The following is a 16,250-nucleotide window of genomic DNA, read 5'->3' as shown; positions in this document are numbered from 1 at the left end:
AACAATAATACGGAACCGATGCTCATGAAAACTCCCCGCGCTTTCTTCAAACCCCTCGCCATTGGTGCGCCCGCTCCTTACCGTGATCTGCCGGTTAAGGTGGAGCGGATGATCCACTTTGTGCCGCCACACCTCGAAAAAGTGCGCGCCAAGGTGCCGGAGATCGCCAAGGGCGTCGACGTTATTCTGGGCAATCTGGAAGACGCCATTCCTGCAGACGAGAAAGAGGCTGCACGCGCTGGCTTTATCGAAATGGCCAGCGAGACTGATTTTGCAGCCCTTGGCACAGGCCTATGGACCCGGATCAATTGCCTCAACAGTCCTTGGATGTTGGACGATGTGATGGAAATCGTTGCCGCTGTCGGCAACAAACTCGACGTCATCATGGTGCCAAAGGTCGAAGGGCCTTGGGACATTTACTACCTCGACCAATTACTGGCGCAACTTGAAGCCAAAGCAGGTGTTAGCCGTCCAATCCAGTTGCACGCCATTTTAGAAACCGCTGAAGGTGTGGCCAATGTGGACGCGATTGCCCTAGCCAGTCCGCGTATGCAGGGGATCAGCCTTGGGCCTGCCGATCTGGCGGCGAGCCGGGCCATGAAGACAACCCGTGTTGGTGGTGGGCACCCAGGCTATCGCGTGGTCGAAGACCCCCATGCTGATGGACGCGCACGGGTCAGCGTTCAACAGGATTTGTGGCATTATACGTTCGCAAAAATGGTCGATGCCTGCCAAACTGCTGGCATTAAGCCGTTTTATGGCCCTTTTGGTGACATTAAGGACCTTGAGGCTTGCGAGCAGCAATTCCGCAATGCGTTCATTATGGGCTGTGCCGGGGCTTGGTCGCTGCACCCAGACCAGATCGCCATTGCCAAAAAAGTGTTCAGCCCTGATCCAGCTGAAGTGGCTTTCGCCAAGCGCATCCTAGAAGCCATGCCAGACGGAAGCGGCGTGGCCATGCTGGACGGCAAAATGCAGGATGATGCCACGTGGAAGCAGGCGAAAGTTATGGTCGATAGTGCCAAACTGGTTGCCGCCAAAGACCCAGATATGGCAGCCGCTTACGGCTTCTAATCTCCAATGCCTGTGTGGCGGGCAGACCTTGCCCGCCACACGGGCGTGCGCAGTCCTACCCTAAGGCAACACAGCCAGCCACTTGCCCTAAAGGAAACTTGCCGTCAAATGGCGGCATGCCCGATACCAACCCCGCCTCTGCGCGCGACTTAATCAAAGACTTAGGTGCCCTTTTAGGGGAAGTGATCAAGGATCAACATGGCGATGCCCTGTTTGATGCGATTGAGTCCATACGCTCAGAATCCGTGCGGGAGTATCGTGGGCAAGCCCCCCGCGGTGCGACCGTAAGCTTGCTGGACGGGCTCGAACTCGATGAAACCTTGGTTTTCATCCACGGCTTTTGCGTGTTTTCGCAACTAGCCAATCTGGCCGATGATTATGTCAGCCGAACCCAGACTGTCCGCCAAGACCCGTTGGCGCTGTTAAACACACGGCCAGACCTGACGCCCGAGCATGTTTCTGACGTGTTGGCCAAAATGGTAATTGCCCCCATCCTGACCGCTCACCCGACCGAAGTGCGCCGCAAAAGCGTGCTGGACCGGGAGGCCGCGATTTCAGACACGCTCGAGTCTCGGATTGATCAGGTGGATGGTCGCGATCTGCGCACAGAGCGGCTACGGCGGGAAATCAGGCTCTTGTGGCAGACCCGGGTGCTACGCGGTGAACGCATCGAAGTCGCCGATGAAATTGCCAATGTCGCCAGCGTACTCGGCCGGTCCTTCCTCAAAGAAATGCCTAACCTCATTCGGCGGCTCGAGCGGCGCTTGGGTAAGGAATTGCCGGGCATTTTGCGTGTCGGCTCTTGGGTCGGTGGCGACCGTGACGGCAATCCCTTTGTCAACGCCCAAACCTTAACCCATGCGGTGATGTCCCATGCCAGCCTATTGATCGGCTCCTTCCTTGAAGAATTGCACCAATTGGGCAGTGAGTTATCCATTTCAACCGAGCTAACATCCGTTTCAGCCGATTTGGCGCGCTTAGCAGAAGCCGGGCACGATACCTCTCCCCACCGCGCCGATGAACCTTATCGGCAGGCGATCCGTGGCATTTATGCGCGCCTGGCGGCGACCTATCAGGCGATCACGAAAAAGGCCCCTTCCCGACCGACCGATCTGGAGGCCTTAGCCTATCAAGGACCGGGCGAACTGGTTGCGGATTTGGAAATTGTTGGCGTGTCGCTGCGCACCCATGCGGCTGGCGATGTGGCCGACGGCCGTCTGGCGCGGCTGATTACAGGGGTGAAGGTTTTCGGCTTTCACTTTGCCCAGATGGAATTGCGCCAAAACTCTGACGTGCATGAGCGAACGATTGGAGAGTTATTGGCCGCTGCAGGCATTGAGGCCAATTATGCCAGCCTGACAGAAGAGGCCCGCATCGAGATTTTGCGTGCGCAGTGGCGCACACCGCGTAATCTGACCACGCCTTATGCAAACTATGGCGCTGAAACGCTTAAAGAGTTGGAGGTGTTTTGGCAGGCGGGCGCGATTCGAACCGCGGTCGGCGGGGAGGTGTTACGCCGGGTGATCGTTTCCAAGACCGATAGTGTTTCAGACCTTTTGGAAGTGGCTTTACTTCTGAAAGAAGGCGGTCTGTTCGCTTTATCGCCGGACCCAAGCCCGCAAATTGCGATTGCACCTTTGTTTGAGACCATCGCGGACTTAAAAGCCAGTGAAGCGATCATGCGCACGTGGCTAACCCTGCCCGAAGTGGCCCAGGCGCGTGCCGCGACCAATCCCGTGCAAGAAGTGATGATTGGCTATTCCGACAGCAATAAGGATGGCGGTTATCTGACGGCCAATTGGGAAGTGCGCGGCGCAATTGGGCGATTGGTCGCGTTGGGCAAAGAGTTAGGCGTGACCATACGCTTCTTCCACGGTCGGGGCGGCTCAATTGGTCGGGGCGGGGGATCGTCCCGCGATGCCATCGCAGCCCTGCCTGCTGGCAGTATGGAATCGGGGCTCTCGGTTACCGAACAAGGCGAAGTCATCTCGTCAAAGTATGGCCATCCTGACAGCGCGCGCGTCTCGTTGGAAACTTTGGTAGGCGCGAGCCTTGAAGCGGCCTTGCACCCAGCCGATCAGGCGCAAGAAGAAATACTGCAACGGATCATGCCGCGTTTAAGCGAACTGGCCTTTAGAGCCTACCGCAGCCTTGTGTACGATACCCCTGATTTTGCGCGCTATTTCCACCAATCAACCCCCTTGAAAGAGATTGTGGACCTCAAGATCGGTAGCCGTCCTGCCGCCCGCACGGCTTCGGGCCGGATTGAGGATTTGCGTGCTATTCCCTGGGTGTTCAGCTGGTCGCAAGCGCGCGTCAATCTGCCGGGCTGGTATGGCTTCGGTAGTGCCATTTCTGGCTATCAAGCTGAGTTGCGGACGTCTGCGGCAGGCGAGTTAAAGGCGCTGTATGAATCCAGTCCCTACTTTGCCAATCTTGTTTCCAACATCGAAATGGTGATGGCGAAAGCCAATCTCGACATTGCGCGCCGCTATAGCGAACTGGTAGATGACCAAGAGATGGCGAAAGCCATCTTTGCCCGTATCGAAGCCGAATGGCACAAAACACTTGAAGCTTTAAAGCTTGTCACCGGGAGGTCTGAATTGGTGGGCAATAATCCAGCTCTGGCCCATTCGATTAGCCTCCGTATGCCCTATCTCGACCCGCTAAACCTGTTGCAGGTGAAGTTAATCAAGCAGTTGCGCGCAGGCCAAGACGAAGCGCAAGCAGAGACGGTCAAAAAGGGGATACAATTGACCATCAATGGGATTTCAGCCGGCCTGCGTAACACGGGCTGAGTTAGTCGTGCTCAATCCGGCCAACCCGGAATGCCCCAAGATCGGCATAAACCGCCTTATCCGCAAAGGCGAAGGCCGCATCATCGACGCGAACATCGGTCCGGCGCAAGTGGCGCGACAGCGTTAATCCTTCCAAGGTGCGACAACGCGACAGCGCGACATAGGTCTGGCCATGGGCAAATGCCCCGCGCCCAAAGTCGACATGGACCGCATCAAAGGTCAGGCCTTGTGCTTTATGGACCGTCAACGCCCAAGCTGGTCTTAAAGGTACTTGCCGGAAAACGCCCACAGCCTTGCGCTGGGGCACGCCTTCTGGATCGGGCTCATAGACATAACGCTCCCAATCGGCTGGTTCGATTTCATGCACCCGGCCACCAATACGGACGAAGACGGATGTTTTGCCCAGATCAACCACCGTGGCCAACGTGCCATTCACCCAGCGTTTGTCGGCATCATTGCGCAAGAGCATGACGCGTGCGCCGACCCGGAGCAGAAGATCGCTGTCGGTTGGGAAGATGCGCTCATCAAACTGGCCTTCGACTTTTGCGCCATAGGATGCTTCAGGCCCGGATAGGCGCGCCATCTCTAAATCATTGATGCGGCGCGCGGCCTCATTGGTGGTGGTCAGCACGATGGCCCCATCGCCATCCTTGTCGGAAAAAGGCGGGGGTTCACCCACCACGCGGGAATCCAACAGCTCCGCGTCCTCCATCGAGGGTCGCCCGCGCCGCATACGATCCAAGAGCCCCAAGAAGGCCGCGTCGGATTGGCGAAATACCTGACATAGTTCAATCGACGTCCAGGATAGAGACTTTACTGACGGCGCATCAAAGAAATACGGCCCACCAAACCATTGTTCTAGGACCGGTTCATCCTCCCGGCTGACAACTGGCGGCAATTGCGCACTGTCGCCCACGCACAAGAGGCGCACCCCGCCGAAAGGTCTTGGTACGCCGCGATGCAGGCGCATGGACCGATCTATCGCGTCCATCAAATCAGAACGGACCATGGAAATCTCGTCGATCACCAGCAAATCGAGCGTTTTCAACATGCGGCCCTCGCGGACGCGGCGGACATCCTGCGGCTGGATCATAGCCGGAGGCAGCTTGAAGAGGGAATGGATAGTCTGGCCACCGGCATTTAACGCGGCAATGCCCGAAGGGGCGACAATGGCGGCTTTCAGGTCGGTTTCATCCATAAAAGCTTTGAGAAAGGTGGTTTTGCCGGTCCCGGCGCGCCCGGTGAGGAATACGCCACCTTCTGCCTTCTCAATCCTCTCAGCCACTTCCCGGTAAGGCCCGTCATCAAGCGATAGGACAGCCGCTTTCGCAGGGCCTTCGATCCGCCCATGCCCACCTTGCAGGCGCGCCATAGCCATCGCACCATCGGCATCATCGACTTTCGCCACGACGGTCCCATTGCGGATTAGAACAGCCGAAAAGCCGCTTCCAGTGTTCACCAGACGCGCAATACCGCCCCGCAATGCCATTTCTCGCACTGTTTTCACGTGAGACCTTTTCAACCTCTTCCTTCGGAGGGTGCGCCGCTTGCGTCAAGCAGCGGCTGCGCCAATATGTATCGATTAGAAATTCTATCTTGTATGTCGCGAGCCGAAGTCGCACCTGATGTGTTATACGCACGGATAAGAGCGAGGAATAAACATGACTCAAGACGCCCAAGGCCCCGCCATTCGCGCCCAAGGCCGGATTTTTTCGAACATTACTGAGACGATCGGCGCAACCCCATTGGTGCGCCTAGACAAGATCGCTGCCAAGTACAATATGAAGGCAGAGCTTTTGGGTAAGCTGGAATTCTTCAACCCCATCGCATCGGTCAAGGATCGCATCGGCGTGTCCATGATTGAAGAATTGGAGAGCCGCGGCCTGATTAAGGAAGGCTCTGTCTTGGTTGAGCCGACCTCTGGCAATACCGGCATCGCTTTGGCCTTTGTGGCCGCCCAACGGGGCTATCGTCTGATTCTGGTTATGCCAGAGACCATGTCCTTAGAGCGCCGCAAAATGCTGGCATTCCTTGGCGCTGAACTTGTTCTGACGCCGGGCGCGGAAGGCATGAAGGGTGCGGTCGCGCGGGCGAAACAAGTGGTTGAGGAAACGCCAAATGCCTTGATCCCCGGACAATTTGTGAACCCCGCCAACCCAGCTGTTCACCGTCGCACGACGGCAGAAGAAATTTGGATTGATACAGAAGGTAAAGTGGACGCCTTTGTGGCAGGCGTGGGGACCGGCGGCACCATTACGGGCGTCGGCCAAGTCCTGAAGCAGCGTCATCCGGGCATTCAGATTGTCGCGGTTGAGCCAGCAGGCAGCCCTGTCTTGTCTGGTGGCGCGCCCGGCCCCCACAAGATCCAGGGCATTGGCGCAGGCTTTATTCCTGAAGTGCTGGACCGGTCGGTGATTGATGAAGTGATTACGGTCACTAACGAAGAAGCCTTTGAGTTCAGCCGCGATCTGGCCCGAACCGAAGGTGTTCCCGGCGGGATTTCGACCGGGGCCAATCTGGCCGCGGCGATTAAGCTGGGTCAGCGTCCCGAATATGCCGGCAAGCGCATTGTCTTCATCGTGCCAAGCTTTGCGGAGCGCTATATCTCATCGGCCTTGTTTGACAGTATTGGCTAATCGAGATTGGCGGTCCGTAACCTAGATTTAGTGTCGCGGACCGCCAGTGTCACACACTTGAGATTGACAAGGCGACCCCGAACGGCCAGATGTGGCCATGTTTCCATGCAAATCTCCACAAGAAGCGATTGATAGGCTTCAAGACATCCACGCAGCATCCGTTCAGGCCCTGCATGATGCCCTCGCCCGGTTTGTTCAAACCCGGGTCCCTCCCACACCAGAAGAGCGGGCACGGTTCCGCTATCCCGAAATCCGCGTAACCTATGCGCCGGATGGCCCACCGCCGGTATCCCAGCGCGCTTATGCAAAATTCAATGCACCGGGCGTTTATACGACTACAGTCACCCATCCAGAACTGTTCACTGAATATCTGCTAGAAAACCTTGGGCCACTGGTCGACGAGTATGGCGCGACAGTTGAAGTTGGCCTTTCAGATGCGGAGATGCCTTATTCCTATGTCATCGATGGCATAAGCGACCTGGGCGTTGGCGATGTACCGCCACAGGAATTGGCGCGCTGGTTCCCAACCCCGCAACTGACCGCCGTTGGCGACGAAATTGTCGATGGAGAGTTTGAGATCCTCCAAGGCCAGCCCAGACCGCTTGCATTATATGATGGATTGCGGGTGGATTACTCGCTGAAGCGTTTGACCCATTATTCAGGGACGGAATGGCGTTCTTTCCAGCCTTGGATCCTGTTTACCAACTATGCGCGCTATGTCGACGAGTTCGTGCGTTGGGCGATTGACCAGATCCGCCAAGGCGGGCGCTATGATTCCTTGATCTGCTCGGGCGGGGTGACGATTGACGCCTCTAATCTGGACGATGATCCAGAAGGGCGCGTCGCGGCTAGCCCATGGCGGAAGTATCAAATGCCGGCCTATCACCTTACTACCAAGGACGGCCAGGGCATCACCTTGGTCAATATTGGTGTGGGGCCATCTAACGCCAAGAATATCACCGACCACTTGGCCGTTCTGCGCCCGCACTGCTGGTTGATGGTTGGCCATTGCGGTGGCCTGCGGCAAAGCCAGCGCATTGGGGACTATGTTCTGGCGCACGCCTATTTGCGCAAAGACGAAGTCCTCGACCGAATTTTGCCAGCCGATGTTCCCATTCCACCGATCGCGGAAGTGCAAATGTCGATCCAGCAGGCCGCGATGGAAGTAACAGGTGAAAGCGGCGAAGCCCTCAAGCGTCGTCTTCGAACCGGCACCGTGGTGAGCTTTTCGGACCGAAACTGGGAGCTTTATTGGGGCCGTGAACGTCGCTTGATCAATATCTCGCGCTCCATTGGCGTCGATATGGAAAGCTGCATGATCGCCGCGCAAGGCTTCCGCCACCGTGTCCCTTATGGCACTTTGCTGTGTGTGTCTGACAAACCGCTGCATGGCGAGATCAAATTACCCGGTACCGCCAACATCTTCTATGAGCGCGCCATTGGCGAGCATTTGAAGATTGGCATCGCAGCGATTGAAAAGATGCGTCTTGATGGGGTCGTGCTGCACTCGCGCAAGCTGCGCAGCTTTGACGAGCCGCCTTTCCGCTAAGCGCAAAATCCAAAACGAAAAAAAGGGGCCCCGATTGGGGCCCCTTTTGCTTTGTCGTCGCAGTGCGGTTTACTCGGCAGCAGCTTGGCTGGCGCGACGTTCGACTTCTTCTTTCAAGGCAATCGCCTTGTCTTCATTGGTCACCGTAGGGACCTTGGCGAAGAAGCGCTTCACCATCTGATCGAGGTCATCGATCAACGTGTAAACTGCAGGCACGAAGATCAGGCTCAAGACCGTCGACAGCGTCAAGCCACCGATCACCGCAATCGCCATCCCGTGCCGGAACGCACCTGCACCGGCGGTGGTCATGGCGGCAGGTATCATGCCTGCGATCATGGCAATCGTGGTCATGATGATGGGTCGCGACCGCTTGCGGGCAGCATCGATCAGCGCCTCGTGACGGGGCACACCGCGATGTTGGGCTTCGATCACAAAATCGACCAAGAGGATCGAGTTCTTGATCACAATCCCGATCAGCATCAACAGACCAATCATCACCGGTAGTGACAGCGGCTCCTGCACGAGACCTAGCGCAATAAATGCACCCGCTGGAGCCAAGAGAATGACGGACAAAATGGTGATGGGGTGCAGGAAGTCTTTGAACAAAAGAACCAGCACACAATAGATCAACAAGATGCCAAGGCCGATGGCTCCGGCAAACTGGCCGAACATGTCACCCAATTCTTCGGCGTCACCATCCGGTTTCACTTTCACGCCAGGACCTGGATTTTTGTAGAAGTCTTCCTTCTGCAATTCTTCCAAGGCGGGGCCAAGTTGCTTACCAGCTGCCAAACCGGAAGAGATGGTCACCACGCGCTGACGGTCTTCGCGGGTAATGCGGGCTTCACCCCCGCCGAATTGAATGTCGGCAACGGCACTTAAAGGCACGGTTTCACCGGTGGCTGTATTCACCCGCAGCGCACCAATGGCTTCAATATCGGCCCGGTTTTCACGTGCCAACCGAACCAGAATGGCGATCTGACGCTCACCGGCATTGAACTTCGCGAGGTTAAGCTCAATATCGCCAGTCGTTGCCAAGCGTGACGCGTTTGCGATTTCAGCAATGGAGACTCCAAGTCGCGCAGCCTCTTCCCGCTTTGGCAGGATGTGCAATTCAGGGCGCGTCAAATCTGCGGAAGAACGCAGGTCAACGGCCCAGGGCTTTTTCCGCATCTCGTTCATGACACGTTGCGTTGCAGCCGCCAGTGCGTCTGGATCATCCGAGGTCAGATTGATAGACAGACCACCAGAGCCCCAGCCGCCGCCAAAGCGTGCGCGAATGCCGGGAACTTTGCCAACGGACTTGCGAAGCTCTCCTTCGTAATCTTGTTGGGAGATCTCGCGCTCTTTGCGCTCTACCAGCGAGATGAAGTAGGTGGCACCGGTCAAATCACCATTGACGCTTTGCACGACGGATTTGGTTTCAGGACGATCCATAACGATGCCTGCAACCTCGCGGGCACGCGCGTCGGCTTCGTCAGGCGAGAGGCCCGGCGGCAAGTCGATCCGCATTTGCACAAAGCCTTGGTCAATCGTTGGTGTGAAGGTCTTGGGTGCCAAGCCCAACATCAGAACCGACACGGCCATCACGGCAAGGCCGACGCCGACGGTTTTCCAACGGTTGCGCAACGCCATTTCAAGGAAGGCGATATAGCGTTTGCCCGCCTCCCCTTCATGCTCTGGTGGGGAACGCGTGAGAATGAAGGCTGCAAGGAGTGGCGTAATCAAGCGTGCAACCAAGAGAGAGAACAACACCGCAACAGCAACGGTCAAGCCGAAGCTTTTGAAAAATTGCCCGACGATGCCTGTCATAAAGGACACGGGCGCAAACACGGCAACAATCGTCGCCGTTGTCGCAACAACAGCCAGACCAATTTCGTCAGCCGCTTCTAAGGCTGCCGAATAAGGTGATTTGCCCATCCGGATGTGGCGAATGATGTTCTCGATTTCCACAATCGCATCGTCGACCAAGATACCGGCCACAAGCGCCAGCGCCAGAAGGGTTACATCGTTCAAGGTAAAGCCCAATAGGCTCATGACCCAGAAAGTGGGAATGGTCGACAAGGGGATCGCGATGGCGGCCAGGAAGGTCGCTCGACCATCCTTGATCACAAAGGTGACTATCCCCAGAATAACCGTTCCAATGGACAATAGCACCGTCTTTGAAATGTGGATGCCTGTCGTCTTCTGAAGCACCCAAGCAAGGCCAACCAAGCTGACGCCAATGATCGCTGCCGCGGCAATAACGGGCCGCCAGCCACCGAGGAACACGGCCACCACCAAGGTTGCCAAAAGTGCACCTTCAAACAAAGTCTCCATCGACATGTCGAAGCTCTCTTGGACATAGTCGGTTGGCGTAAAGACGGGCTCAATGACCAAGTTCGGATAGGCTTTGCGTAATTCTTCGATCTTGATTTTGACGGCTTCATAGGCCTTCAAGGAACTGGCAGTCTTGGAGCGCAGGACTTGAAACATGACAACAGGTTGATCGTTAAAGCGGCCAATGCCACGCACTTCGCTCGACCCGTCGCGGACATCAGCGATATCAGAGAGGCGGACGACGCGGCCACCATTTAACACAATCGGTGTGTTTCGGAGCTCATCTACCGTCTTGGCAGAGCCCAAGGCCCGGATTGTTTGCTCGCCTGCACCAGACTCTGATTTGCCGGCTGGCAAATCGATATTCTGGCTACGCAAAGCGCGGCTGACCTGCGAGGCGGTTGCGCCAAAGGCAGTCAAGCGTGCGGGGTCCAAATCGACGGTGATTTGACGGCTAGCACCGCCCCAACGCTCAACGCGGCCAACACCTTTTACACCCAGCAATTGACGGTTAAATTCGCGGTCAATCAGCCAGGAAATGTCTTCGGCGGGCATATCGGGGCCGCGCACAGAATAAATTGCCAAGGGCTCCTGATCGTTAAAGTCGATCCGAGCGACTTGCGGCTCATTAATGCCATCGGGAAGGTCTGAGCGGATTTGCGATACGGCTGCACGTGCATCATCAACTGCTTTGGAGATATCGGTGCCGATTTGTAGCTCGACGAAAGTTGTCGAACCGCCTGTGACCAAGGTGGTCGTCATTCTCTTGACGCCCTCGATTGAGGCCAAAGCCCCTTCGACCTTGGTCGCAATCTGATTTTCCAGCTCGCTTGGTGCAGCGCCCTGAAGACCAACCGAAACCGTAAAGGCCGGGAATTCAATATCCGGGTTTGAGTTGATCGGCAGCTTAAAGAACGCCCCAATGCCCATGATCGTGAGCATGAAGAACAAGAGGATGGGCGCGATCGGGTTTTTGATGGCCCAAGAGGAAATATTGCGCATGACGACTTACCTCACTTCTTGGGTGGAGTTGCAGGTTGGGCGGGAGCGGCAGCTTTAGCATTAGGCTTGATTGGATTGATCTTCTCGCCTTCTGCCAAGAAGGCAGAACCAGCGGTGACCACCATCGAGCCAGCAGGTGGGCCGCTGACCAATTCAACCGACGAACCTTCGCGGGCACCGAGCGTGACTTTGACTTTCGTGACCGAATTGTCATTGCGAAGCACGAAGACCGAAGCCCCTTCACGTCCATAAACCAGCGCGGCAGCTGGTACGGCGGCAACAGCGCGCGGCTGCGACGAAGCGTTGCCAGTCAAAAAGACACCGGACTTCACAGCCGGATTGGGTGCAAGCGTAAAGCGCGCCAGACCTGTGCGGCGTTGAGGGTCGATTTGGGCTGGCAAGCGACGCAAGGAACCCGTCACCATCGAGCCATCTGGCGCGGTGAATTCCGCGGCCATGCCAAGGCTTAAACGGCTGATCTCGGACTCTGGTACTTCAGCCGCGACTTCCAAAGCATCATTGGCAACAATGACGAACATGGGCTGGCCGGTGGATCCGGCGATTTCGCCGACATTGACCGAGCGCGAGATGACTTGACCGCCGACTGGCGCACTAATCACACCATTATTCTGCCGTGAATTGGATTGCGATTGCTGGGCGATTGCCACATCAAGATCGGCGCGGGCGGCGCCAACACGGGCTGCGGCTTGGGCAACGGCCTGACGGCGGCCATCCAGAAGCGCATTGATGTCGCCTTTTTGCGTGCGCAGCCGGGCTTCAGCAGCACGCGCGGCCGCGCGGCGTCCTTCCAATTGCTCAACCGATAAAGCGCCTTCGCCCTTGATCGACAGAGCGCGCTGATATTCAGCCTCGGCTTGATCAAAGGCAATTTGCGCGGACGCGGTGTCGAGCGCACTTTCACGAGGGCCAATCTCGGCCCGGGTCAGATTCTGCCGGGCTGCGGTCAGGCCAACTTCGGCTTCCGCCAACGAGGTGCGGGCGCGTCGGACTTGCGCGGCCAGAAGCTCGCTATCCGCATTGACTTGGCGCCCATCGAGGCGGGCCAAAGCCTGGCCTGCGACCACACGGTCGCCAGCGTCGGCCATAATTTGAATGACGCGCGCGCCAGAAGAGGTTGGGAAGACGCGGGCTTCTTGGACGGCCTGAACCTGACCTGCGACCACCAGACGGCCAGTGAAGTTTTTGACTTCCACCGGCGCGACCGAAACCGCTTGTGGCATGCGACCGCCCTCTTTCGCCTTCCCATCAGGGCCTGTCTTTTTAACTTCTTCGGCCTTTTTTGCGTCACCTGAATTACCGCACGCAGACAGGCCCAGCGTGGTGGCAAGGATAAGCGCCAAGGATATGGCTTGGATTTTACGCGTCATTAGAAGCTCCAATCGGCTTTTTCGCCGAGTTTTTGGTAGGGGAGGGAATCTGGATTGGGGTCGAAGCGGGATTGAGGTAGCGCAGAACTAAGTTCTTCAGCGCTTGGCCGGCTTCTTCGGCGGTAAAGTCATTCATAAAGGTCATGCGCAATCCCAGACCATCAGCTGCGGCCATCAGAACCGCTGACGCCTCTGCGGGGTCCAAGGTCGGCTCCACATGACCCAATTCCTGGCCCGCCCGCAGCAAAGCCGTGATTTCCGTGCGGATTTTGCTTTCGGCTTCGCGCGCAACCGCGGCAAACTTGGGATTACGGACCGCCTCGGCCATCAGTTCGGCAGCAAACGCGGCCCGATTGGGTTCGGAATAAGCTTCGGTGAATTTCTCGCACAGCTCGGACAAGGCAATGAGGAAATTGTCAGACGCACGCACTTCATCAAAAGCCAAGGTTGCCGTGCGCCGTTCATCGTCGGCCATCGCGGCAATGATCGCCTCTTTAGAAGGAAAATAGCGATAGAGGCCGCCGGGGCTGATGTTGGCTTCCGTACAAATCTGATCCATCGACGTCGCATGAAACCCTCGGCGCTCAAAGCATGCTTGAGCTGCATCCAAGATCTCCCGACGTCTAATCTCAGCTTTCAACGGGTTGACGGTGCGCGACATAAGTCCTATTCCGATAGCGAACGTTCGTTCGCATTATGCGGCCTTGCTCCCGAGGTCAAGCGGTCGAGCGAAAAAACATCATTATGTGGAGACAGCATGTCTACGTCGGCACTTGGATTTCAGATGTCATCTCGCAAGAAGATTCTTCGCAGACTTGGCTTGAGCAGCAGCTTGTCAGTCCTGATTCTGCTAGGCGGTTGCGCAACTGGCGGATCAGTCGGGTTTCCAGGCATGGGCGCGCCCAAGGTTAAGAATCCCGTCACCGCTCTACCGGATGCATTTCGCGATATGCCTCCTGCCCCTGCGGGCGAAAGTGCGGCTTGGTGGTCGCAGTTTGCAGACCCGGTTCTGGATAAGCTGGTGCGCGAGGCGCTTAGCGAAGGCATCTCGGTCCAATTGGCCAACCAACGCTTAATTGAAGCCCGCAATAATGGACGCGCCACCATCGCAGGCTTTGCCCCACGCCTGACAGCTTCTGGTGTGGCCGACACCGATTATGCGATGGGTGATACCAAGCTGACCTCAGCAACCGGCGCGGCTGTGGATCAGCAGACAACTGGCACCGCTGCCTTGCGTGCAACGTGGGAGGTCCCCCTGTTTGGGCGCTTTGGGTCGGCCGTTTCTGGCGCAAAGGCAAATGAAGCCGGGGCAAGGGCCTCACTAGAAGCCGCCAAGATTGCGATTATTGCCGATCTGGCGGCGGCCTATATTGATCTGCGCAACGCCCAACAAAGCTTGGCCTACTTGCAAGAAGATTTGGCCCGCGCCGACTCATTGGCAGCAATTGCGGACGCCCGGGAATCCGCTGGCCTGATTTCCTTGGCTGATAAGGGTCTTTCCCAAGGCCAAGCAGCCCAGATTCGTCAACGCGTGCCTGATGCGCAATTGCGGGTTCGTGGTGCGCTGGACCGGATTGCGATTTTGCGCGGCGTGGTACCGGGCTCCCTTGATCAGACATTGGCTCCAGTACAGAATTTTGCCTTCCGCTCTGAGGCACCCTTAGTCGATGCTGTCCCGGCCAATTTCGTGCGCCGCAGGCTGGATGTGGCCCGTGCCGAGCAAGATGCCGTGTTGCAAGCTGCTGGCGTTGGGATTGCGCGTGCCGATCTTTATCCCAGCCTTTCCATCGTGGGGACTATCACCAGTCTCTCCTCCTTGGCCGGTAACCCGCTGGCGCAAACCATTCAGCGCGGCAACACAAGCCCTGCGATTTCAATCCCCTTGTTCGACTTCGGACAAAGACGCGCCAGCCTTAAAACCGCCGACGCACGCTTCCAGCAAGCTTTATTGTCTTATCGCTCCACCACGTTGAACGCGATCGCGGAAGGGCAAAATGCCCTGTCTGCCTATGGGCAGGCGCAAGCTCGGGCGAAAGCTGGGGTCGATGGGGAGCGTGCGGCTCAGGTCCGGTTTGATGCGACACAGGCAAGTTTCAACGTCGGGCTTGCTTCGTTTAAGGACCGCTTAGAAGCCGAAAGTGCCCTAGCCAGTGCGCGACAGGCACGCCTCGCCAATCAGGCCCAATTGAGTGATGCGGCAATTGGCCTTTATCGCACATTTGCAGGCTCTCCCGGCATTTAGGCTGGCTGCTAGGCGGACAGCCGCTTCACCAGTCGCTCCATGAACGCACAACTGTCTGCCAGCTGTGAAATTTCGATGAATTCATCGGGTTGATGGGCTTGTAGGATGGAGCCTGGACCACAGATGACGGTCGACAGGCCGCCGCCCTGGAAAATGCCGCCTTCGGTCGCATAGGCGACGGCGCGGGTCGTATTATCGCCGGTCAAGGCCCGCGCCAAAGCTTCCGCTGCGCCTTGTGTCTCTGGGGCCATAGCCGGAGAAAGGGATCGGCGCATCATGCGTGCCCCGCCTTCAGGGGCGCGTGCCTTAATAGAGGTATCAATTTCTGCCACCCATGCTGCCACCCGGGCTTCATGGATATAGGGATCATCGCCCACTTCAAAGCGCATGTCCCATGTTATATTGCACGACTGGGCGAGGATGTTGGAAGCGGTGCCGCCGTCAATCAGACCGATCGTGAGGGTGGTCCCCGGCGGCTCAAACGGACTATCTTTCGGTGCATTGGCACGGACTTCCTCAGCTAATGCGCGAAGATTTGCCAACAAGGGCACCGCCTCCATTATGGCCGAGACGCCTTGCTGAACTTGGCTTGAGTGGGCAGCGCGTCCGGTTATTTCAATCTGAAAGGTCGACAGGCCTTTTTGGCCAGACACCACACCCATATCACTAGGTTCGCCAATGATTACGGCTTCAGGCTTGGCATAATGCTGATTGAGTACTTCAACCAAGGAGGGTGCACCCAGACAGCCAATTTCCTCATCATAGGACAGGGCAATATGAATGGGAGCGGTTAGGCTTGCCCGGGCCATAGCAGGGGCAAATGCGAGTGCACAGGCGGCAAATCCCTTCATGTCGCAAGTCCCGCGGCCATATAATCGACCGTCGCGCTCGGTCAGAACCCATGGATCGGTGCTCCAATCCTGCCCGTCTACGGGGACAACATCGGTATGCCCTGACAAAACAACCCCGCCCTGTGCATCAAGCGGCCCAAAGCTGATGATCAGATTCGTCTTGGTGCCATCGGCATTAGGAACCCGTCGCAGATGCGGCTTTAAAGGTGCAACATGGGCCTCAACCCATTCAATTAGCTGCAGATTTGAGTTCCGCGAAGTGGTGTCAAAAGCAACCAGTCTGGTCAAAATCTCGATCGTGTTCGTCAGGTTTTCAGTTCGGGTCATGGGCAACAGTGTGCCACGGTCGCAGCGTTTAGGCCAATTCTTTCGCTCATTAAGTTGATTTCAA

Annotated in this window: 10 protein-coding genes; 5 read left to right on the top strand and 5 right to left on the bottom strand. The window is 57.0% G+C overall.

From position 1 onward, the window contains the following. Nucleotides 1-24: 24 nt before the first annotated feature. Both ACIQ20_RS05775 and ppc read left to right on the top strand, forming a co-directional pair. Complete coding sequence (locus ACIQ20_RS05775) at nucleotides 25-1,074, top strand: HpcH/HpaI aldolase/citrate lyase family protein (RefSeq protein WP_395778278.1); 1,050 nt, start codon at nucleotides 25-27, stop codon at nucleotides 1,072-1,074. A gap of 116 nt (nucleotides 1,075-1,190) precedes the next feature. Further along, the gene (gene ppc / locus ACIQ20_RS05770) at nucleotides 1,191-3,872 is read left to right on the top strand and encodes a phosphoenolpyruvate carboxylase (protein WP_395778276.1); all 2,682 of its coding nucleotides are present in this window, start codon (nucleotides 1,191-1,193) and stop codon (nucleotides 3,870-3,872) included. Between the two features lies 1 nt (nucleotide 3,873). On the opposite strand, the gene ACIQ20_RS05765 is transcribed toward ppc, so the two are convergent. Next, nucleotides 3,874-5,379 (bottom strand): ATP-dependent RecD-like DNA helicase, encoded by a 1,506-nt coding sequence (locus tag ACIQ20_RS05765; RefSeq protein ID WP_395778274.1) that lies wholly within the window; start codon nucleotides 5,377-5,379, stop codon nucleotides 3,874-3,876. Nucleotides 5,380-5,533: 154 nt separating this feature from the next. Between ACIQ20_RS05765 and cysK the strand changes: the two genes are divergently transcribed. Then, nucleotides 5,534-6,508 (top strand): cysteine synthase A, encoded by a 975-nt coding sequence (gene cysK / locus ACIQ20_RS05760; RefSeq protein WP_395778272.1) that lies wholly within the window; start codon nucleotides 5,534-5,536, stop codon nucleotides 6,506-6,508. A 97-nt stretch (nucleotides 6,509-6,605) separates the two neighbouring features. Further along, nucleotides 6,606-8,057, top strand: a complete 1,452-nt coding sequence (locus ACIQ20_RS05755) for an AMP nucleosidase (protein ID WP_395778269.1) — start codon at nucleotides 6,606-6,608, stop codon at nucleotides 8,055-8,057. A gap of 69 nt (nucleotides 8,058-8,126) precedes the next feature. On the opposite strand, the gene ACIQ20_RS05750 is transcribed toward ACIQ20_RS05755, so the two are convergent. From ACIQ20_RS05750 to ACIQ20_RS05740, 3 genes are read right to left on the bottom strand one after another with little or no spacing between them, the layout of a single operon-like run. Continuing rightward, nucleotides 8,127-11,378, bottom strand: coding sequence for an efflux RND transporter permease subunit (locus tag ACIQ20_RS05750; RefSeq protein WP_395778267.1), 3,252 nt, complete (start codon nucleotides 11,376-11,378; stop codon nucleotides 8,127-8,129). A gap of 11 nt (nucleotides 11,379-11,389) precedes the next feature. Continuing rightward, complete coding sequence (locus ACIQ20_RS05745; protein ID WP_395778265.1) at nucleotides 11,390-12,766, bottom strand: efflux RND transporter periplasmic adaptor subunit; 1,377 nt, start codon at nucleotides 12,764-12,766, stop codon at nucleotides 11,390-11,392. Beyond that, entirely contained in the window at nucleotides 12,756-13,427 is a 672-nt protein-coding gene (locus ACIQ20_RS05740) for a TetR/AcrR family transcriptional regulator (RefSeq protein WP_395778263.1), read from the bottom strand. Before ACIQ20_RS05740 ends, ACIQ20_RS05745 begins: the two co-directional genes overlap by 11 nt. Before the next feature lie 123 nt (nucleotides 13,428-13,550). Here ACIQ20_RS05740 and ACIQ20_RS05735 point away from each other — a divergent pair, with 123 nt between their 5' ends. Beyond that, a complete protein-coding gene (locus ACIQ20_RS05735) occupies nucleotides 13,551-15,008 on the top strand; it encodes an efflux transporter outer membrane subunit (protein ID WP_395778261.1) in 1,458 nt (485 codons plus the stop codon). Between the two features lie 8 nt (nucleotides 15,009-15,016). On the opposite strand, the gene argE is transcribed toward ACIQ20_RS05735, so the two are convergent. Further along, nucleotides 15,017-16,186 (bottom strand): acetylornithine deacetylase, encoded by a 1,170-nt coding sequence (argE, locus tag ACIQ20_RS05730; protein ID WP_395778259.1) that lies wholly within the window; start codon nucleotides 16,184-16,186, stop codon nucleotides 15,017-15,019. Nucleotides 16,187-16,250 lie beyond the last annotated feature (64 nt).

Source organism: Aquidulcibacter sp. (assembly GCF_044346625.1).
Taxonomy (GTDB): Bacteria; Pseudomonadota; Alphaproteobacteria; order Caulobacterales; family Aquidulcibacteraceae; genus Aquidulcibacter.
The sequence above is the reverse complement of the archived record's forward strand: the minus strand, read 5'-3'. Positions and strand labels throughout refer to the sequence as shown.